Genomic DNA, 20,787 nt, shown 5'->3' with positions numbered 1-20,787 from the left:
GCATCAATTGGCACGATGCCAACGTTGCAGGTGCTTTCGCTCGTAAATATCGGAATCGATCCTGACACGCTTCGGCAACTAACGCCTGCCACCGGTTTGCGTGAGTTGGATTTGTCGGGGACGACGGTGGCTAATGGAATTTTCGATTTGATCGCGGACTGGGATCTGCAGTTTTTGGTCTTAAATGATTGCGAATTGAACTCACGAAAGGTCGTCGAATTGATGCGCCGAAAAACATCGCTGGTCTTGGATCCCATTGGCAGTGATTTGGATCCGAGCGTATCGGCGTTTCTGATGTCCGAACAACGCATCGTGGATCGCTCCGATTTCGTTGAGTTCGAAGCAATGAAGCAATGGCAACAATCGATCAACAGCACTCAGCCAACATTCGGACAAGTCGCGATGGGTTTAGTCCCAAATGTCCAAATCCCAATCACCTTGACTAACGTCGATGATTTTTCAGCCTTTGGAATATATGGCGGTCAATCAAAAAACGTCTCGAGTGAGCCGACCGAGTCAAGCGGTGGATCGAATAGGTCTGGGTTTGGAGGTCTGATGGAGAGCTTCTTTGGCGGCGCTAGAAGCACGGAACAGAAGGCCGACGAAGTGAACGACGAATTGGAAGGAACATCGCTGTGAACGCATTCAAAGATTTCGCCGCGGTATTGCGACAGGTTTGTGTTTGCTTTTTGGGGGTGGTTTTTCTTGGTGGGTGCGACAGCGTGATAAGTCACACCGTCTCGATCGACGCGGAACAGACCGTGGTCGCATGGCCGGAGACCGTTCCGGCGGCGAGAAGCGACTGGACGATCGCATCTGGAGAGCTTCAGGTCTGGAAGCCAGTTCCAATGGCATACCTGAAATCGTTTGAGCAAAAGTTTTCGATGGATAGTCGGTTTGACGATCCGATCGTTGAATGCACGGATTTGAACTTGAGTGAAGATTCGCTGAGTTTCATCGAACAAGCCTACTCACAAAAACCAGAGTCGATGGAATCGGTTGTCAGCATTCCGATGGATGCGTTCAACGGTCCCCGGTCGTTCGATTTATCGTTGGATGGCAAGCGATTGGTGACGCTAAATAGTGACCATGTCGAGTTGTACAACTTGGAAACGGCGAAACGCCTTGGCAGTTTCGCTTTGCCAGGGGAATGGGCCCGTCAGCCGCATGCGATTTGTTTTTGTGGGAACACCCGAGACTTCTTGGTTGCCTCCGATGACAGAATCTGCCGTATCAGCAGTCGGGACGGAAGTGTCCAAAATGAAATAAAAGGACTGGGGGAGACCATTGCAAAATGGAAAGTCAGCCCGAGTGGTGACGTACTCGTTTTACTGACAGAATCAGGCACACTTTGGGGCGGAGAAGCGACGCTTGAAGGGTTGTCGCAAATCAATTCCGATGGCACCAACGTTCGTGACATGGATTTATTTTCCAACGGCAAGTCGATCATCGCTGATGTGTCGGTCCCTCTGCTTTACCATCGGAACGACCAGAACGTTTGGTTGCAACAGAAGGTCGGCTTTGAATTCGAAACGGAGCATCCGCATGTCGTTGCCGGATCCGAAAGTCATTGTTGGGTCGATGGGCCGACGATTGAAGTACTGTCCAAAAAAGAAAACGCAGAGGGGAAAGTTGCTGACCATCTAGCAATGGCACATTCGTACTGGCCGCCGAACTTGGCTTGTTCGTATTCGTGGTCTACTGATTCGTACTCGTTCTTGGTGACCGGCGAGCGTTTGGTTCGTGGGAAATTGCAATGGGTGATTTACGATCTTGCACCGGCCAACTATACGCATTCGGCCCCAATCGAATTGGATTACAAACCACAGAGGCTTCTCTGTAGCGACGGCGGTAGCGTGGTGGCGATCTTGGACAAGCGAGGAATCAATGTCTCCCGCCGCACGGTGTGGTACACCGCTGACCATTGGCAGGTCAGTGAACTCGGATACTACATTGTCAATCAATATCCCCTCGACGAAGTCGAACGACTCTACGAGGCATTGGGAAGGCAGACCCGGTATTCAGCTCTTGGTGCACCGAGTGATCTGCAACAGCTTTTGCTCTCTCGCGTCAGCTATCGATGGAACTATCTCGAGCAACAAGGCGATGACTTGCCCGAGGAACAACGGTTAGTTCTCGAAAAGATCCGATCTTGGCACAAACAAGGCGGAGTGCTGGCTCGTTCTGTGAGCGGTTTCAGGCATCATCGGATTGCTTGGGATGCCCGCGGAAACGGGATGGGCAACACTGTTTCGGCAAAAGCATGGGAAACGTTCAACGAACATAACGAGCTCGCTTACAACGAATTGAGTGAGGTGTGTGCCGAAGTTAAAGAGCCACCATTGCTTGCCCTTGAAACCCTCGTTCATGTGCAAATGGACCACCGTCCGGGTACTTCGCCATTGGTTGGCGTGAACGACCTCGCACGTCGTTGTGTCGAACTCTATCCAGGAAGCATTGGTGTTGCCGAAGCCATCGCGTTCAAGTTATTGCCGCAGTGGTATGGAGAAGAAGGAGAGTTGGTCAGTTTTGCGCGGGCGCATGCGGATCTCTACGACGGTCGGTTTTCAGACTTAGTCTATGCAAAGCTACTCGGCGTGTGTCTTTCTCATCATGCGAATCCCACGATGCAAGAAAAACGCCAAATCGACCCGCGGCGATTGCAATCCGCCATCGATACGGTGGTCGAATGGGGATTGCCCATCGACCTTTGGGTGTGGGAAGCTCGGCAAGTGGCTAGTTCGACCGGGGCAAGCGTTTCGGATGTGGAGCTTTATGAAAAGATGATCGAGGCGGTTGGCGTCGTTCCGCGATTTGACTCGGGCAGCAGGCGATGGGGCACGCCGAACACGACCGAAATCCCAAAGCGGCTTTACAAGGAAGCACGCCAAGCGGCAATGTCAGAAGCGGATTCTGAGCTAGCTGGGACCGTTGACGATTGAGGTCAAGTTGTCAAAGCAAACTTGGATTGCTTGATCAGGTTTGTAGTTGTCCTGACGCCAGAGTTGCGAACTGACTTCGCAGCAAACTTCGCCGTCGTATCCGCCTTCAAGAAACTGTTTGATGATCGCGGCATGTGGGATCGTCCCAGCTTCACCAGGCAATGCAAACCGCACTGTGCCGTTTTCTTGCACGGCGTCTTTCAGAACGATGTAGCCGGTATAGGGAAGCGATTCGGCGACGGTATCACTTAGCGTCAGACCGCGAAATGCGAAGTGACTTGGATCGTAAACCATACACAGCGAACTTGGATTACCGAGTTGTTCGAACAGCCAGATCGCGTGTTCCGGCAACGACATCGCGTGACCCCGGTGCGGTTTGATCGCTAAGCGAACGTTGGCTTGATTAGCCAGTTCGGACCATGCTCCCAACGCATCACAAAACAGGGTTTTCTTGTCTTCCCAGTTTCCACCACCTAGAACAGATTGGATCAGTGGCGGTTGTTCGGGGCAGAGATCGATTGCCAAGTCGAGCAAGCGTTGCACCCAGGCGTTTTGTGAAGCGTGTTGGTTTGCCGCCGGATTGGGCAATCCCATTAGTGCGCCTAATCGTAGGTCGTGTTTCGCCAGACAAGAACGCAGAGCATCGCGATCGTTTGGCCGAAGCACATCCGGCGCGGCGTGATATCCCTGCATCGCTGCCAATTCAATGGAATCGAAACCTACTGCCGCGACACGTTCGATCGCTTGAATCGCAGTCGTGTTCGGTAGTCCGTAGCTACCAAAACCGATGGGACATTTGGGTGATTCTTGCGTTTGCGTGAGGGCTTTCACCGAGTTGGCACTTGCAGTCGCGAGTGCCAGGAAAGCGGAATGCTTGAGAATCGAGCGGCGGTTGGGCTGTGACACGGGCTTCTCTCGAGCGAGGGGGGGCGGTATCGCCGGGACAGGGCGGGGTTACCATGATAGGTGTGTCGATGCCAGCAGTGGTGTGGCAGTGGGGTTTTCGGCATGGAGGATCAACGTCTAGCCTGTTCTGACATTTCGAACTGGACGGACAGCGTCGGCAATCCGATAATGAAAACGTTTCCGTTCCTTCGCCCGAACTAACTCGATTTTCATCGATTTAACGTCGTGTTCCCATTTCGTTTCATCACCGCCATTGCTTTGCTGGTGCATTCGGTATTCGGATGCTCACTGCATGCAGCATGCGCTTGTGAGGGGCATGTCCACGTCGATGGCGAGGCGATTCACGCGGAGAGGGGCTGTTTGCATACGCACGGACAGCAGGAACTTTCTACTGACGGCCATGAATCGTGCTGTCATGGCGAGATCGCGTCGCCAGCAACCGGTGCCCATCACGATCATTGTGAGCATCGCAGTGACGAAGTCGTCTCCAGCTATTGCCTGTGTTGTGAATCGGCACCACATGGTCATGGTCGGCCGTGTGGCGATGGCAGTGTCCGTTGCAGTTTTGTGCCTTCGACCGAGAACTTGCTCGCCGCGTCGTTTCACGATGCGGTTGCCCTCGTCGTCTTTGTCGAACCGCCAACGGTATCCAAAGAGGTCGTGCGGTATATCGGCCAGCACAGGACTCTTGCCACTTTTTACGATCGCCCACAATGTCGATGTGCAGCTCTCTGCACGTGGTTGATTTGATCGTTTGACGTCGATGTAGCGTGTCCGTTGTCTGATTTGGCAACGTGTCGCTACAAACGCAAATTGCATCTGATAGACGTCGGTCCTAAACGCCGTGCACGCATTGCTGCGCGACCATTGGGTACCGTTCGAAATTCATTCGACACTAACGATTCCGTTCCATGAATCAATCTCTAAAACGAGTCAACTTGCTACGCAGTCCCCGGGCGACGTTGGTCGCGATCGGCCTGGCGGTTGTTGTCGGGCTTTATCTATGGACTGACATTCCCGCGGACAACGGTTGGCCACTCGCCGGAGCAATCGAAACACACGACGACCATGATCATGGCGATGAAGGGCACGACGATCAGCATGATGACCATGCCGGGCACGATCATGATCACGCCGGTCATTCGGAGGCGGATTCGATCGAATTGAGTGCTCAGGCGCGGGCAAATCTGCGTCTTACGACACGGGTCGCGACGGTTCAGCCTTTCAAGGAGTATGTCGAAATTCCTGGTGTCGTGATGCCGTGGCCTGGTCGCACGCACGTCGAAATCACTTCGCCCTTGACTGGCGTCATCAGTTCGATCCGTATTTCGCGTGGGGAGATGGTTGCCAGTGGGACTCCGCTGTTTACGCTGCGTTTGACACACCAGGATTTGGTTAACACCCAAGAAGCTTTTTTGACTTCCTTGGGACAGCTTGATGTCGAACGCCGTGAAATTCAGCGTTTGACATCGATCGCGTCTTCCGGGGCAATTGCGGCGAGCAAACGAATTGAACGCGAGTATGAACGCGACCGGTTGTTGGCCAGTTTGCAGGCCGCGAGACAATCGATGCTGCTTCACGGCTTGACAGTTGAGCAGATCAATCAAATCGAACAGTCTCGAGAGTTGGTCCGCGAAGTCACCGTCTTTGCGCCCATCTTGCACTCTGATCGATCGCTTCATCATGACTCTAGCGAGCCGAGTTTGCCGCCGGGGATGCCCTTTGATGCATCGAACCGTCACCAGGATTCGGGGCACGCGGGCGTTCATGGAGCTTCGCAAATGCAAGCCGCCTCATGGGCAACGACACGATTCGCCAACGTTGTTCAGCCAGCTCCACCGCATCCAGAACACATCGATGCCGAGTTTCTGATCACCGATTTGATGGTCAGCCGAGGACAGTCGGTCCAGGCAGGGCAAAGCCTCGCCCAACTATCGGACTATAGCCAGCTTCTGATCGAAGGTTCGGCATTTCAGCGGGATAGCGAGACGTTACGCGAGGCTGCCAATCGGAAAGCAGACCTGCAAGCGGTCATGGATCTTGGTGCGGTAGATCAATCGATCATCGACGGTCTAAGGATCGTTTACTTGGGCAACGAAGTCGATCGCGTTTCGCGAGCGTTGCCGTTTTATGTTTCGCTATCGAACGAAGTCGAACGCAGTGTCCTCGTTGGCGACGAGCGTTTTGTTAGTTGGCGATACAAGCCGGGGCAGCGATTGACGGTGCGGGTACCGACGAAGACGCTTGAGGAAGCGATTGTGGTTCCTAAAGAGGCGGTTGCCGAAGAAGGGCCCGAACGATTCGTCTTTGTCCAAAACAATGATCATTTCGACCGCGTGTCCGTCCATGTATTGGCGGGCGACTCAATGAACGTTGCGATCGCCAATGACGGTCAACTCTGGCCGGGCCAGACGGTCGCGGTCAGTGGCGCACATCAACTGCAGATGGCAATCAAGAACAAAAGTGGTGGTGAGATCGATCCACATGCGGGGCACAACCACTAGGTAACTCTGCCCGTTTATGCGTCAGTCGCAATCGGAATTGATTGCGACTGACATCGACCTGTCTCACACGACGCGGTGTCACCAACTTGTGACGTCGACTGTTACCGCGTCCACGCACAACCAATTGGGCGGAATGCCACCATGCTTGATTCTATCATCCGTTTTTCGCTGAAAAACCGGCTCGTCGTTTTGGCAGTCGCCGTGATCTTGATGATCGGCGGCGCATGGCGTGCCTTCAGTTTGCCGATCGATGTCTTCCCAAACTTAAACCGACCACGAGTGGTCGTCATGACCGAAGCCCCGGGGATGGCCCCGGAAGAGGTCGAAGCACTGATTACGTTTCCACTCGAAACCGCATTCAACGGAGCCAGCGGCGTTGAAGCCGTGCGTAGCAGCAGTGGGATCGGCTTGTCGGTGATTTACGTGGAGTTTGGCTGGGGGACCGACATCTATAACGACCGTCAAATTGTTAACGAGCGTTTGCAGCTCGCCCAAGAGACTCTGCCCAGTGGGATCAAGCCTACCCTAGCACCGATTTCATCGATCATGGGGCAGATCTTGATGTATGCGATGTGGAGCGAAGGCGAAGAAACGCAGCCGATGGAAGTTCGTACCCTCGCCGATTGGGTCGTGCGCCAACGATTGTTGACCATTCCCGGTGTCTCGCAAGTATTCACAATGGGTGGCGGCAGGATGCAATATCAAGTGCTGCTTGACCCCGACAAGCTTCGCGAATTTGATCTCACGATCGCTGATGTTCATACCGCGGTTGATGAGTCGAATCTGAATGCGACGGGCGGTTACTTGGATGAACGTGGAAGCAACGAATTACTCGTTCGCGGGCTTGGACGGATCACCGGCCTGGACGACTTGCGGCAAATTGTCGTGGTGATGCGTGGGAACCGACCGATCTCGTTGGCTGATGTTGCCAGGGTTGTTGAAGGCCCGCAGGTCAAACGCGGTGATTCGTCCGCGCTGATACGCCAACCCGACGATTCGATTGAAGGTGGTCCGTCAGTTGTTTTGACCATCAACAAGCAGCCTGGAGCTGACACCCGAGCGGTTGATGACGCGATTCGGTCGGCGCTGGACGAATTGAAGCTAACGATGCCCGGCGATATTCGTATCGAAAAGGTTTACTCGCAACGAGCGTTCATTGATCGGGCAATCGACAACGTGATCGAAGCACTCGCCGACGGTGGCGTCTTGGTGCTGGTCATCTTGTTCCTGTTTTTGCTGAATTTCCGTACGACGTTCGTCACCCTGACTGCGATTCCACTTTCGATCGTTACGACCGCGATCGTATTTGCCGCGATGGGGCTTTCGATCAACACGATGACGCTGGGCGGAATCGCGGTCGCAATTGGCGAGCTTGTCGACGATGCGATCGTTGATGTGGAGAACATCTTTCGACGTCTTAAAGAATGGCGTTCGCAAAAGCGTGCCGAGAAACAATCAGCAATTCTTCATGCAACGGAGGCGATCGGTGTGGTGTACCGTGCCAGCGTCGAGGTTCGCAGCAGCGTCGTGTACGGAACAGCGATCGTGGTGTTGGTTTTCCTGCCGCTCTTTGCGCTCGAAGGAATGGAAGGCAAGCTGTTCGTGCCAATGGCGATGGGCTATGTCGTGTCATTGTTGGCGTCACTGGTCGTTTCGCTGACCGTGACACCCGCTTTGTCGTCGTTGCTGTTGGTCGGGAACCGAACTTGGCGATGGGTAACACCGCTGTTTTCATTTGGGATCGCAGTGCTGTCGGTTGGCTGGGTAATCCCACGAATCTTGCACATGGTTGGGCTGGGTGATCAATGGGGCAACCATCTGTGGATCTATAGCCTGCTTTTGACTCCGTTGGTTTGGGGCGGCGTGGTTTTGACCGAACGGTTGCTCGGTGGCGAAGAGGCAGAGGAGGGCAGACTGTTGGTTGGGCTTCACGGTATGGTGAATTCGGCAATCGGATTTAGTACTCGAAATGCGGCCCCCGTGCTTGTGGTGACAGCGTTAATGGTTCTGTTCGCTGCAACAACACTGTTTCGGCTTGAAAACGATTTTTTGCCGCCTTTCAACGAAGGTTGCGTGCAGGTCAATGCGTTGTTGCCGCCGGGATCTTCGCTGGCGACTAGCAACAAGATCGGCATGGCAGCGCAAGAGGCATTGATCAAGATTCCGGCAGTTCGGTCGGTGGCACGCAAAACCGGGCGGGCAGAGCTTGATGAGCATGCCGAGGGCGTGAATGTCACCGAGATGTTTCTGGAGATCGAAGAAGACGCGGATCGTGAGCTGACGATTCAGCAGATTCGTCAAACAATGGACGAAATCCCCGGCGTGGTTTCCAGCACCGAGCAACCGCTCGCCCACTTGATCAGCCACATGATTTCTGGAGTGAAAGCTCAAATCGGTATCAAGCTCTATGGGGATGATTTAGATCTGCTTCGCAAAAAGGCGGAGGAGATGAAGTCGGTCATTAGCGACATCCCTGGACTGGCCGACGTGATGATCGAACAGCAGACCAATATTCCACAGCTTCGCATTGAGCTCGATCGGCCCGCGTTGACACAGGCCGGATTGCGCCCAGCACAGGTGATGGAAATGGTTGAAACGGCAATGAACGGAACCGTGGTCAGCCAAGTGTTATTGGGACAACGGAGCTTTAATTTGCTGGTTCGAATGGACGAGCCATATCGCGAAGACCTGTCAAAGCTTCGGCGATTGGTGGTGCCACTTCCAAATGGTGGGCGATTGCCGTTGGAGACAGTCGCAAAAATCTATGAAAGTGGTGGCCCAAACACAATCAAACGTGAGCAGGTTCGACGACGAATCGTCTTGCAGGCTAACGTCGCGGATCGAGGCGTCGTTGACGTCGTTAGCGATATCAAGGACAGGCTTTCAAGCGTTGAGTTGCCGCCGGGGTATTTCATTGAATATGGCGGTCAGTTTGAAAGTCAAAGGTCAGCCTCGCGGCGACTCGCCCTATTAAGTGCGGCCGCATTCCTCGGGATGTTTTTGGTGTTGTTCACCCTGTTTGGTAATGTGAATTTCGCGATGCAGGTACTTGTCGCACTGCCGACCGCATTTGTCGGGGCCGTCGCGGCACTCGCGATTACCGAACAGAATTTGACCGTCGCGGCGATGGTCGGCTTCATTTCACTCTGTGGAATCGCCAGCCGCAATGGAATCTTACTGCTGAATCACTATATCCATTTGGTGAAAGAAGAAGGCGAGTCGTGGACGCAGTCGATGGTGCGTCGCGCCGGCCAAGAAAGGATGGCACCCGTTTTAATGACGGCGTTGACCAGTGGGATCGGGTTGCTGCCACTAGCTTTGGCCGCAGGTGAGCCAGGGAAAGAAATCCTATATCCGATTGCGACGGTGATCGTTGGCGGCTTGATCACCAGTACGATTGCCGAATTCTTTGTACGGCCGGCATTGTTTTGGGCCGTTGGTGTCGGTGCCGGGAAAAAGATCGTTGCCAAAGATGATGAACTTGCATTTGGGGAAATTTCAACCGTCCCCGAATGAATGTTGATTGACGTCGGTTGAACTTTTGATTGATAGGAGAAACGAGATGCTAAAAGGATTGATCTTCGGTGTGTTGTCAGTTGTTTCGATGGTTGCCTTGGATGGCGATGTCGCCAGCGCGGGCGATGGTGCTGGTACTGTTGCGAACTCACCTCAACGCGAGTTGGTCAACTATCGACTCGAAAACTGGAAAACGGCTCATGCCGAGTCTGGCAAAAAAGGTGAGCAACTGGTGGCAACACTGAAGAAGCTTCGCTGCGAAGTCTCGGTCAGTAGCCACGGAGGACACCAGGACGTGAAGTACCGCTGCGTGAAGTGGCAGCAGTTGTCGCTGAAGAGCCACAAAGAAGCCCATCAATGGGAAGCTTGGCTCAAGCAATACGGATTTGCGACAAAGCACGAACATTAGACGCGAGTCGTTTTACTTCGTCTGGAAACCGGGGCAGTCACACTCTGTGAGTCGTGACTTTCCCACACCGGTCAAACAAAACAGTGAGGACATTTCGGTGAAGCGATTCTATTTTTCGATCTTGATTGCAGCTGTCGCGATCAGCGGCTGCTCCAATAAAAAAGAAGAGACTGCAAGTGGTGAGACTCCAGTGGTGATGGATGAGATGCCTCCAGAAATGGAAATGCATCCTGAACACGGACCTCACGGTGGGGAGTTGATCGAGTTGGGCAAGGAGGCGTACCACATTGAATTCGTGCATTCCGATGCGGGCGTTACCATGTACACGCTCGATGGAACCGCGACGGAACCGGTCTCGATTCCTGCAGAGACGCTCACGGTCAGTTTGAAGCTAGAAGGCAAGGTCAAGTCATTCGATCTTGCCGCAGTGGCATCGCCTGCTGAAGAATCGGGAAAGGCGTCTGCATTTGCGTCGGCGGACCCGGACTTGTCGGACTGGATGGATCGAGGTGCGGAGGGTGTGATCGTGGTCAACATCGACGGGAAATCTTTTACCGGAAACCTGTCACACGATCATGGCCACGAAGGGCATGATCACGACGAGCACGATCATTGATTTCCGAGCCCGAGTAATCAGTCGCGCGTGACGAAGGGGATTCCCGGCGAAATTGGCAATTGAATCGGGATGATTTGTCCCGATCGGACCAATTGAATGCCACGGCTGGTTGTCGGATCGACCAAGATGCTGCGGAGTCCGTCCAAGGTCATTGGCGGTGCGAACAGATAGCCTTGAGCGCTGTCGCATTTCCACTGTTGCAGCAGGCTAACCTGAAGTGGCGATTCGACACCCTGGCAGACGATTTTCGCAGACAGGTGATGAGCCAGTTTCATGATCGCTTCGGCAATAATCGCGCGACCTTGATCGACGACGATCGATGCGGTGAAGGTTCGGTCGATCTTGACTGTTTCAACAGGGTATTCCTGGAAACAGGTCAATGACGAGCTGCCTTTTCCGAAGTCGTCGATGTGGATTCCGATTCCCATTCGCGACAGTTCGTGCATTGTCTGCACCGAACGTTCGCTGTGGCGTGCGTCGCTATTTTCGGACATCTCCAATTTCAAATCCCATTGAAATTGGGTGCGTTCGATGATAGCGCTTAATCGGTTCGCGAAAAACGGATCGGCTAATTGGCGACGTGACACGTTGACGCCCAGGTAGACGTTTGGACGTTCGGGTTCCGAAAAGGAACGCATCAGTCTGCCGAATTCACGCATCGAGTGTTCGAGCACCCATTCGCCAAAGTGGCTCATCAAGCCGATTTCTTCTGCGATCGGGATGAACTTACTCGGCGGGACGTAGGCACCGTCTTGTCCGCGCCAACGCGAAAGAACTTCGACGCCTTGGATTTGTCCGTCTTTTAGGTTGACGATCGGTTGATAACGCAATTCGAAATGTTCGTCCCTGAGTGCTGTTCGAAGTTGGTCTTCGAGTTCGTGGCGGGCGACGATCGCGTCGTGCATCGTCTGATCGAACACTGCGATTTGGCCTTTGCCCGAGTTCTTCGCTTGGTACATCGCGGTGTCCGCGTTTCGCAGCGCGTCGTGGGCATCAGACAGGTTGTGGTCTAGGAAGGCGACGCCAACGCTCGTGCCCACGGTTACCAGCCGCTTTCCGATTTGGAACGGTTCGCAAATCCTTTTGACGATTCGCTGTGCGACGCGAAGTGCGTCGTCGCGATGGATCATCCGTTCCAGCAGCACGACGAATTCGTCGCCGCCTAGTCGCACGGTTTTGTCGTTGTCGCCGAATCGGAACTCAGGCGCCGAATCGGTTGCCCGTGAAGACGTGTCGTGTTCGCGGACGCATTCTTGAAGCCGCATCGCAACTTGGTTCAGCAATTCGTCACCGGCGTCGTGGCCGAGTGAGTCATTGATGATTTTAAAGTTGTCGAGGTCGAGAAACAGCAGTGCGTCATAGGTTTCCCGATCCGGACCTTGGTCTGCGAGTACCGATTCAAGCTTCGCGATCAGGTAGGGTCGGTTGGGTAAATCGGTCAGCGAATCACGATGAGCGATATCACGCAGTTCTGACTCGGCCTTTCGTCGGCGGTCGACTTCTTTTCGGAGGGTGGTTAGTTTTTCTTTTTGACGGATCGCAAGACGATATTTTTCGCTTAACGCGAGTGCAAGTTGTCTTGCTTCGTCGTGTGCAAACGGTTTTCGTAGCAGCAGCAAACGGTCGTTGTAACCCAATGCGTCGACGATGTCGTCCCAAGTGTGATCGCTATATGCGGTGCAGATGACGACTTGGATTTCCTTGTCGATTTCCCAAATCTTTTGAATGGTTTGCAAACCGTCAATCCCTTGCGGCATTCGCATATCGACAAATGCGACCGAGAACGGCATGTCGTGCTCAAGAGATTTACGGACGGTTTCGACACCAATTTCACCGCTGTAGGCATGGGTGAGCGAAAAGACGGGAGCATCTGACGCGAAGTGATCGTCGTCGGGCATCGAATCGGGTTGAGTGTCTAGAAACCGTGCTTCGAAATCGTCCAAGTCTTCGTGACGTCGGTCGTCACGAAAAATGCGGGTGAACGTTTCGTGGATCTGTGACTGATCGTCGATAATCAGTATTCGGCGTTCGGTTTGAAAATCAGTCATGGCTGTCCCCGCTATCGCCGGATGATGTCGCGGGGTGCAATTTCACCGTGTCATCTGGAGTTGGGCGGAACGCTTCGGAGGAACGATTGCCTTCATCGTGTGGTTTGGCGGTCGGCTTCGTTAGTGGCAATTCCACGATAAAGGTCGCACCTAAATTGGGGCCCTCGCTGTATGCCTCGATCGATCCGCCAAGACGTTTCAACGTATTGGCGCAAAAGTGCAGGCCCAAGCCGGTGCCAGCTTCACGTGTCGTAAAGTGAGCGTCAAAGACGCGTTCGAGCGTAGCCTTGTCCATGCCGCATCCGTTATCACGGAAGCGAACTCGCGCGGCCGATTTGGTGGTGATGATGTCAACTCGCAATAACGGGCGACGACCAACCGGTTCGAGACCGCACGATGCGTTGCCTGCATTGGCGATGATGTTGATCAACACCTGGAGCAACATTGATCGGTCACTCCAAACCAGAACGTTTGAATCGAGTTTTAGTTCTACTTCGACGTTGTCTTCGTGCAGCTTGGCTTCGACACAAGCGATCGCTTCTTCAACCAATCGGTTGAGCGACAAGAGATTCCAATTGACCGATTGGTTGGTGTGCTTGCGTTGGTCGCCAATGACTTGGTGAATGTGCTGAATGTTGTCGTTCAATGTATGCAATAAGCTGACAAGGTCTTGCTTGTCTTCCTCGAGAGTCTCGCTGAGTCGATGTAAGTATTTTGGCGTTGCCTTGCGGAACGCTTCGTCAGCGTCGTCGAATTCGAGTCGGCTGGCGAGTCTTTCGAGTGGCTCGATACGAAGGTGGGTGACCCGTTTGGTTGCCGTTTCCATCAAGCTGTTCACGTTGGTCAACACATTGCCGACATTGTGGATCACTGTGTCTGCGACCAAACTCATTCCGGCTGCATGAGACGCATCCGAGAGTTGACGTTGTGCATCGCCAAGTCGGTCTCGCATCCTAGCGAATGATTCTGCCAATTGGCCGATTTCGTCGTTGCCGGCAATCTCTAAGACTTCGCAGTCAGAATGTTGAACGATCACGCCTGACTGAGCGATCTGTTCGGTGTGTTGACGAATCATTTCAAGCCGTCCGATCACCAAACGTTGTAATAATAGAAACAGCATCAACAGCGATCCGCAAACACCACACATTGAAAGATAGCGAGCGATGGCCGTGGTGCGTTTGCTTCGCATCATGACGTCGCGTGGCAAATGCACCACAAGCTCGGCAAGCGTTTCGCCCTTGGGGTTCAGCAGCGGTGAGTGGACGGCCAGCATTGATTGGTTGACGGGCTGAACGTAAAGTTTGCCGTCGTGCGGTTCGTCTATCGGATGGCGGTTGATCGTAAAGGGGACGCTGGTCCGGCGTTGCAGCTCAGTGATCAGCAACGCATCAAAGGGACGCCCGACGGCATAGTACAATTCATTCCCATGTCCGGCGTTCAAGACCGTGGGCAATTTCAAACCGGCGAACAGGACCAAGTTGCCGTCGTTGTCGGTCGAAATTCCAGTTGCCGATGGGCTATCGTCCCATCCGTGTTGTTGCAGTCGTGCGGTAATACGTTCGAGACCGAGCGCGTCGGTATCATCGTTCGTCAGCCAGTTCCAATTTCCGTGGTCGTCAATGGTGGCACGCCACTGCATCCGTGTCGTCGCATCTGAATTGTTAAAACCGACACCGGGAAAGTAGGCGCCGAAATTGATGTCGCGAGACGCCATTTCCGATAGATAATCGATTTCGGTGTTGATTGCCGAAAGAACCCGATTGGTTTCCTTTAGTGCGGTGACTCGCTCGAGTGCCGCGAACTCGGTCGCGATCACGTATCGCCGAACAAATTCTTCGATGCCGACGACGACCCCCAGCATCAGTGCCAGGGCGAGGACGATTTTGCTTCGCAGTGATCGAGAGTGTTGACGTTCGGCACCCGCCGCTTCGAGCATTGTCGAGCGGTCTACGTCTGCTGAAGTTGTCGCGGTGGGGTAGGGGCGTTGCCGAAGCATGATAGCGAGGGGGGGCGTGCAAACGGTTGCCAAAACCCACCTCCTTCCAGCGCATTATCTCCTCGGGCGATGTCCAGTTTCCCGCATCCAAGACAGCCTAAGGAATTGCTTCTCTAGTGAAGTGAAGTGGTGGCTTCACGCAACACTAGGTCTTGTGACCGCCTGTGCAGCGTCCGAGGCAAATCAGACATCGCTTGGGTAAATGAGCAATTCAAGCTGTGACGGTTATCGCGATTATGCCAGCGGCACGAATTATTTGCGATCGTTTGCCGACGTCGCAAAGTACTGCCGAGCGGTCGGATGAAAGTCCCATCCCTGCCATTCGGCAGCGCGAAATCGGGGAATCAAATCAGCGAACAACAGCGGTTTTTGATAGAGAAGTTCTAAGGTCGCTTGGACCAGTTCAGCTGGAGCGTCACGCCGTGAAGCTAAGAATGCGGTTGTCCCAATCGTTGGCAGGCCTGTCGTCGGAATCGGGGACCCTGGATAGACCGATGAATCAATTGTCATCGGCCGAAGCGTCGGGTGATGAATCGAGATCATGATGCTTTGCGGAATCGATTTGAGCTGCCATCCGTCGGCCAGCAGATCAACGATTAGTTTGCTTCCGCTTCCCACGCATATCAACGCGATATTCGGTGCACGTTCGGAGTTGAGTTCGGACCAACCGATTGCGATTCGTGGCGAGACATCGGGAGAAATTTCCAGTGACTCCAAAATCATCTTGGCGGTTCCCTGTGAGCCGCTTTCGGGAGGTCCAATCGCGATTTCGCGACCGAGCAACTGTTCGGGCGCAATGTGGATCGAATTGCGATCGAAGTCGGCCCCACGTACCAAGAGGTGCGCAAGTTCATAGAACAGTGGTGCGACGACACAAAGTCGGTCGTCATTGATCGCTGACGCTTGCATTGGCGCCAAATGAACCGCACGATTGAGCAATCGTTGACGGTTATCCATTGATCCGCCAGTCCCAACAACTTCAACCGCGATCCCTTGGCTTTCGCGAAGTCTGGAAGCAATTCGGGTTGAAATTTGGTTGTACATGCCTTGGTCAAGGCCACCGGCCAGTGTGACATGATCCGGCATCGATTGGATGTGGTGGCTGTAAAGCATTGCCAGTCCGACGAAGAAAAACGGACTGATCGCGATCATCAATAACATTGCCGCTTGGAAGCGACGATGCCCTGGTGAAGATCGAACGACTTTTCGCCCGATCAACGCGCCGACCAGAGGGACACCACTGAACCAGTGCCAAAGCTGCAGCAAACGGCCCCGTGGACGAGCGAGGATTGGGCGGCCTTCCAGAAATGCGTCTAAGTCTTCCGCCAAAGCACCGGCAGAGTGATAACGTTTCTTGGGGCTTTTTTCCAAACACTTTGCGACGATCGTTTCCAGGTCATGGGGCACGCCGGCACGATGCGTCCGCATGGGAGGCGCCGGTTCATGAACGACCTGCATCAGGGTATCGACAATGGAGTCGCCAACTAACGGCGGACGGCCGGTGATACAGGCAAACAGAATCGCGCCGAGTGAATAGATGTCGCTTTGTTTGGTCGCTCGGTCGCTGTGCCCGCCAGCTTGCTCGGGCGCCATGTAGTTCGGCGTACCCACCGCGGCACCGCTCCCGGTGACTGAACTGTCGGTACCGAGGTTTTTGGCCAACCCAAAATCAGTAATGTGAATCCGATCTTTTTGATCGACCAGAATGTTTGCCGGTTTCAAGTCGCGATGCAAAACGTCGTTTTGGTGAGCATGTTCGATCGCACGCGCCACATCGCGGACGTAACGCGCCGCCGATTCGATCGAAAGTTCCTCTTCCTCATTGATCTTTTTTTGCAGGTCGGTCCCTTCGATCAATGCCATCGAAAAGAAGTGGTGCCCCGCTTGGTGGCCGAACTGGTATACCGGAACGATGCCTGGGTGGTGCAGCCCAGCGGCGGCTTGCGCCTCGGTATAGAAACGGCGTACGTCGTTTTCGCAGGCGAGCATTCCGCCACGGATCATCTTCACCGCAACGGTGCGATTGAGATTCTTTTGCTGTGCCTGATAGACAACGCCCATACCGCCGCGACCGACAATTTTTTGTAGCTCATATTCGCCGAGGTCGTAGGGCAATGTGGGCCCCGGGTCGCCTTTTTCGCGATCGGCTTCGGGAAGCGTTTCGGCTGGGTCACCGCCTGATTGATCCGCATCAGAAATGCGTGAGTCCACGGTCTCGGCACTCGGTGGGATCGGCTCTGGGGCGGAAGCCCCGGACTGGCTGATTGCGAACCGGTCGATTGCGTCGGCCGCTTCCATCAGACTTTTCAGTTCTTGGGCCATGCTCGGAAACTTTGCCAAGAATTCATCACGTGTACCCACGGAACCTTCATCGACCGAACGCAAATAGGCCGCGAATGCTTCGTCAATCGGATCGTCGGCATCCTGAGGCGATGACATAGACAGTCGATTAAATCGTGTTGAAACGGTACGGAAGAAATGAATGTTAGTTGGGCACGATCCGGACATGATCGAGGCGCCCCGGGATCGGTTCTGGCAGGTGCCAACTACCAGCGGGGAACCGTAGGGCGGTCAGTGCCGCCGTTAGCGAGACGCTACATGTAGGGATTGTTCTTGGGGTCGATGATCGATCTTAGCTTTTGCAACCCACGTTTGAGCAAACCTGCGACGGCGGTATCTGATTTACCCATCCGTTCGACGATCAATGCCAGTGGCAAGCCTTCCATGTATCGCAAACGAATCGCTTCGGCCTGCGTTTCAGGAAGCTGATGCAAGGCTTCGACAAGTGCGAGCGCCGTTTCGGCCTTGATTGCAATGCCAGAAGGACTGGTGGTGCTGCCGGGTAATTGGGTGATCCAGGGAGCACCGGCAGAATCGTTGCCACCCGGGACATCCGCAGCGACTTCACGGCGGACCGAGCGTTTCTGGGTCATCACGTGCCGGGTTACGGCGGTTGCAACATTGTTTTTTAGCATGCCTCGTAGCCAAGCCGCAAATTCGGCAGGGCTCTCACCACGAAAGCTTGCCAAGTCACGTTTGGCTTCCAAGAACGTCACTTGGACAATGTCAATCGGGTCCACACGGCGACGAAGTTGATCGGAAAGGTGCCGGTGCGCCAGCATGATCAGGTAGCCGCGGTATTGCTCCAATAGCTGACCAAAAGCGGAGTTGTCACCTTGTTTGGAAGCAACCACCAATTGGGTCGTCGACATGTCTCCATCTGTTGCAGTCATCGATCGGTTCTTGGACAATCTAGGTTCGGGCGTGAGACGCCCAGTGTATCTAATAAACCTCTCCACTAGCAGAACGTTCGCTGGATCATCCCGGCGATTTTTGCGAGCCGCTGCAAAATGGATGACCAGTCACCTACTCCGATGGGGCACCGTATTTAATGTCCGTATTGCTTTCCACCAATCGCTGGCGTTCGGCAAGGCACGTTGTGTGGGGGATTTCCGCCACGTTGGCATTTGTGATCGGTTGCGGCGGGGACGCTGAAAAGGCCGAGACCCCGGAGTCCGCATCCGAAGCCAAATCGCCCGCCAGCAGCGTCGAAATGGACACTATCGCAGAACCACCAAACCAACCAGCGACTGTCGGCGGCGGTCCCGCGATGGAAACCGGGATGCAGTTGCCTGACGCAGAGCTCCCGGCGACCGAGGTGCCAGCGAACTCAACGGAATCAGAAGCAAGCTCAGGACCAACCCCAGGCGGTCTTGAAATGCCAGCTCTCGATTCCACAACACAGGCGGACGCGGCAGTAGAACTGCAGTACGCCAAGTGGGACGCGATCAAGGAACACGCGCAAGCGACCGGTAAAGTGACCGTCGTTGATCTTTGGTCAACAAGCTGCATTCCCTGTATCAAAGAGTTTCCCGAGTTGGTGCAACTGAACCGTGAGATGGACGGGAAGGTCGCTTGTATCGGTGTCGCTGTCGATTATGACGGTCGCAAATCCAAACCTCCGGAATCGTACGAGTCCGCGATTTCTGAAATGCTGACTTCGCTGGGGGCTGACTTCGACAACTTTATCTGCCAAACCCCAAGCGATGAGGTGTTCAGTAAGGTCGGACTGCCATCGATCCCTGCGGTACTGATTTTTGATGCAGAAGGGAACCTGGTAAAACAGTTCGTTGACGTCGGTGAAACCGCGGGGTTCACGTACAAATCACACGTGATCCCTTATTTGGAAACGTTGCAAGGTTAGCGTCGCATTTTCATCTGGCGGAAGTATTGCCGGCGCCCTGACGGTCGGATTCGAGTGCACGTAAGACGCGATGGTTGGGACCGTAGGACCGCAGCAGAGTTTCTCTGCAGCGGTTCACGACGGCATCGTCTTGCAAACGCGAGAACTGGTCGGAGATTCGATCAAGGACGATTCGTGTGGCGCGTTCAGGACGCCAGCCCACAATGGTGGTGCAGGTCGTTTCGATTTGCTTGATGTCATGGCAAGCTTCCATCTTAAAAGCTAAGTGCTGAATCAACTCGTTTTGTTGCCGGGCCGAAAACGCTCGTTTCGGATCGTTAATCACTAAACACTGAAGCGTCACTACCGTCACCCTGATTGAAGCGATTCCGAACGGGCTATCTTCCGACGTTTTTGTCGGCCCGTAGACGTTTTCAAAGTCATTGGTAATGCGTTTGATGAATCGTTTGCGACCCTGATAGGTCCCGATCGGTGAAGCATAAGCGTAGGCAAGCTCCTGAAGCGACTCTTGCCGTGCGGGTGTCAGAGGAGTCTGTAGAAGTGAGGCAACATCTTCATCCAATTCTGTTTCAGTGCGGCGTACTGAATCGATAAACCGATAGCTGCCTCCGGTCGCTTCGGCGACTTGAAGCATGTTGCGACAACTGCGTCGGTCTTCGAAAGCAATGGTATGGATCGGGATGCGGCGTCCAGAGTTCTGGACGATATTCATCGCCGATGTGGCATTTTGAAATTCGCCATCGGACAAAAAGAAAATCGCGCTTGGATCCAGGTCAATCGCAAGCCGGAGCGACGAGTCGGGAATCGTATTGCCGCTTGGACCAAGTCGTTGCAGCCACTCTTGGAATTGTTGTTTGGTGCCAGAAGTCGCGGCGACCAATTCGGCGTCGTGTACTGGGCGGTCAAACATTAGAACCGGACTCGACGAGAAAAACACGACGAAGAACGATTGGGACGGATGCAGGCCGTTGATTGAGCGTGAGAGTTCACGCAGTGCTCGGTCGAAGCGCGCGCCCTGCATACTTCCCGAGCGGTCGACGATGTACACAAAGGATTCGCCACTCGCATCAACACCAAAGAACCGTCCCGACGGCGTTGCGTTTGATGCGAAGTTCGTGGACGCCTGCGAACGTGCCGATGCCAACATGGAAGTCGGCGACAGCATCTGTTCGGGAAACACAACCGGGTCCGTCGGTTGAGAGCTGACGACGGTTGGGGTTTCAATTTCTTGTAGTGTCGTCTGTGGCGCCGAAACTTGCTCAAGTTGAAACTCTTGAGCTTGGTTTTCAAGGCTCATTGAAGGTTCGGCGAAGGCAACACTGACGGTGTGCTGTGGGCTGCCCGATCGTTTAGGGATCGTGATCCAGGCAATGATGATCAGGACCACCAAATGTAGAATGATCGACCAGAGCCAGAACTCCGTTGATTTCAGCGGCGGCTCATCGAGCGGGGAATCGTCGAATTCGATAGGCGGGGGTGTGGGAGACGAATGCTTCGGCGGTATTGGCGTAACCGGTGGTGCCGAAGATCGAAGCTGCCTGGGATCCCGCATCATCCAAATTTGTCCGTGCAGAAACGCGATAAGATTTTATCCAGCCTCCCCTATTTGGGCGGGGCTGTCAATTTGCACTTGGAGGCTTGAACAT

14 protein-coding genes are annotated in these 20,787 nt (G+C 54.1%); 8 read left to right on the top strand and 6 right to left on the bottom strand.

Going from position 1 to position 20,787, the window contains the following annotated elements:
- Window positions 1-15 precede the first annotated feature (15 nt).
- Together CGZ80_RS22065 and CGZ80_RS22060 are read left to right on the top strand one after the other, a co-directional pair.
- Entirely contained in the window at window positions 16-639 is a 624-nt protein-coding gene (locus tag CGZ80_RS22065) for a hypothetical protein (RefSeq protein ID WP_094417845.1), read from the top strand.
- On the top strand, window positions 636-2,942 hold the full coding sequence (locus tag CGZ80_RS22060; RefSeq protein WP_094417844.1) for a hypothetical protein: 2,307 nt from the start codon (window positions 636-638) through the stop codon (window positions 2,940-2,942). The genes CGZ80_RS22065 and CGZ80_RS22060 overlap by 4 nt, the downstream gene beginning before the upstream one ends.
- On the opposite strand, the gene CGZ80_RS22055 is transcribed toward CGZ80_RS22060, so the two are convergent.
- Entirely contained in the window at window positions 2,919-3,848 is a 930-nt protein-coding gene (locus CGZ80_RS22055) for a sugar phosphate isomerase/epimerase family protein (protein ID WP_094417843.1), read from the bottom strand. The two genes, CGZ80_RS22060 and CGZ80_RS22055, sit on opposite strands and share 24 nt — an antisense overlap.
- A 225-nt stretch (window positions 3,849-4,073) precedes the next feature.
- On the opposite strand from CGZ80_RS22055, the gene CGZ80_RS27750 reads away from it, so the two are divergent.
- The 5 genes from CGZ80_RS27750 to CGZ80_RS22030 all read left to right on the top strand — a co-directional run bounded on the left by CGZ80_RS27750 (window position 4,074) and on the right by CGZ80_RS22030 (window position 10,893).
- Entirely contained in the window at window positions 4,074-4,598 is a 525-nt protein-coding gene (locus CGZ80_RS27750; RefSeq protein WP_143544090.1) for a hypothetical protein, read from the top strand.
- Window positions 4,599-4,759: 161 nt separating this feature from the next.
- Window positions 4,760-6,352, top strand: a complete 1,593-nt coding sequence (locus CGZ80_RS22045; RefSeq protein ID WP_094417841.1) for an efflux RND transporter periplasmic adaptor subunit — start codon at window positions 4,760-4,762, stop codon at window positions 6,350-6,352.
- 141 nt (window positions 6,353-6,493) lie between these two features.
- Entirely contained in the window at window positions 6,494-9,868 is a 3,375-nt protein-coding gene (locus CGZ80_RS22040) for an efflux RND transporter permease subunit (protein ID WP_094417840.1), read from the top strand.
- 46 nt (window positions 9,869-9,914) lie between these two features.
- A complete protein-coding gene (locus CGZ80_RS22035; RefSeq protein ID WP_233148588.1) occupies window positions 9,915-10,277 on the top strand; it encodes a hypothetical protein in 363 nt (120 codons plus the stop codon).
- A 97-nt stretch (window positions 10,278-10,374) separates the two neighbouring features.
- Window positions 10,375-10,893, top strand: coding sequence for a hypothetical protein (locus tag CGZ80_RS22030; protein WP_233148587.1), 519 nt, complete (start codon window positions 10,375-10,377; stop codon window positions 10,891-10,893).
- Between the two features lie 17 nt (window positions 10,894-10,910).
- On the opposite strand, the gene CGZ80_RS22025 is transcribed toward CGZ80_RS22030, so the two are convergent.
- From CGZ80_RS22025 to CGZ80_RS22010, 4 genes are all read right to left on the bottom strand, one after another.
- Window positions 10,911-12,941 carry an EAL domain-containing protein gene (locus CGZ80_RS22025; RefSeq protein ID WP_094417839.1) on the bottom strand — a complete coding sequence of 677 codons (2,031 nt, stop codon included), beginning with the start codon at window positions 12,939-12,941 and terminating at the stop codon, window positions 10,911-10,913.
- Window positions 12,934-14,937, bottom strand: a complete 2,004-nt coding sequence (locus CGZ80_RS22020; RefSeq protein WP_094417838.1) for an ATP-binding protein — start codon at window positions 14,935-14,937, stop codon at window positions 12,934-12,936. The genes CGZ80_RS22025 and CGZ80_RS22020 overlap by 8 nt, the downstream gene beginning before the upstream one ends.
- Before the next feature lie 252 nt (window positions 14,938-15,189).
- The gene (locus CGZ80_RS22015) at window positions 15,190-17,376 is read right to left on the bottom strand and encodes a serine/threonine-protein kinase (RefSeq protein ID WP_094417837.1); all 2,187 of its coding nucleotides are present in this window, start codon (window positions 17,374-17,376) and stop codon (window positions 15,190-15,192) included.
- 155 nt (window positions 17,377-17,531) lie between these two features.
- Window positions 17,532-18,170: a sigma-70 family RNA polymerase sigma factor gene (locus tag CGZ80_RS22010; RefSeq protein WP_094417836.1), complete on the bottom strand. Its 639-nt coding sequence runs from the start codon at window positions 18,168-18,170 to the stop codon at window positions 17,532-17,534.
- Between the two features lie 158 nt (window positions 18,171-18,328).
- On the opposite strand from CGZ80_RS22010, the gene CGZ80_RS22005 reads away from it, so the two are divergent.
- Complete coding sequence (locus CGZ80_RS22005) at window positions 18,329-19,141, top strand: TlpA disulfide reductase family protein (RefSeq protein WP_094417835.1); 813 nt, start codon at window positions 18,329-18,331, stop codon at window positions 19,139-19,141.
- Window positions 19,142-19,151: 10 nt separating this feature from the next.
- On the opposite strand, the gene CGZ80_RS22000 is transcribed toward CGZ80_RS22005, so the two are convergent.
- On the bottom strand, window positions 19,152-20,438 hold the full coding sequence (locus CGZ80_RS22000; protein WP_158222809.1) for a vWA domain-containing protein: 1,287 nt from the start codon (window positions 20,436-20,438) through the stop codon (window positions 19,152-19,154).
- Window positions 20,439-20,787 lie beyond the last annotated feature (349 nt).

The organism is Rhodopirellula sp. MGV (genome assembly GCF_002251265.1).
In the GTDB taxonomy this organism is placed as follows: domain Bacteria; phylum Planctomycetota; class Planctomycetia; order Pirellulales; family Pirellulaceae; genus Stieleria; species Stieleria baltica_A.
This window is presented reverse-complemented; position numbering and strand designations above follow the sequence as displayed.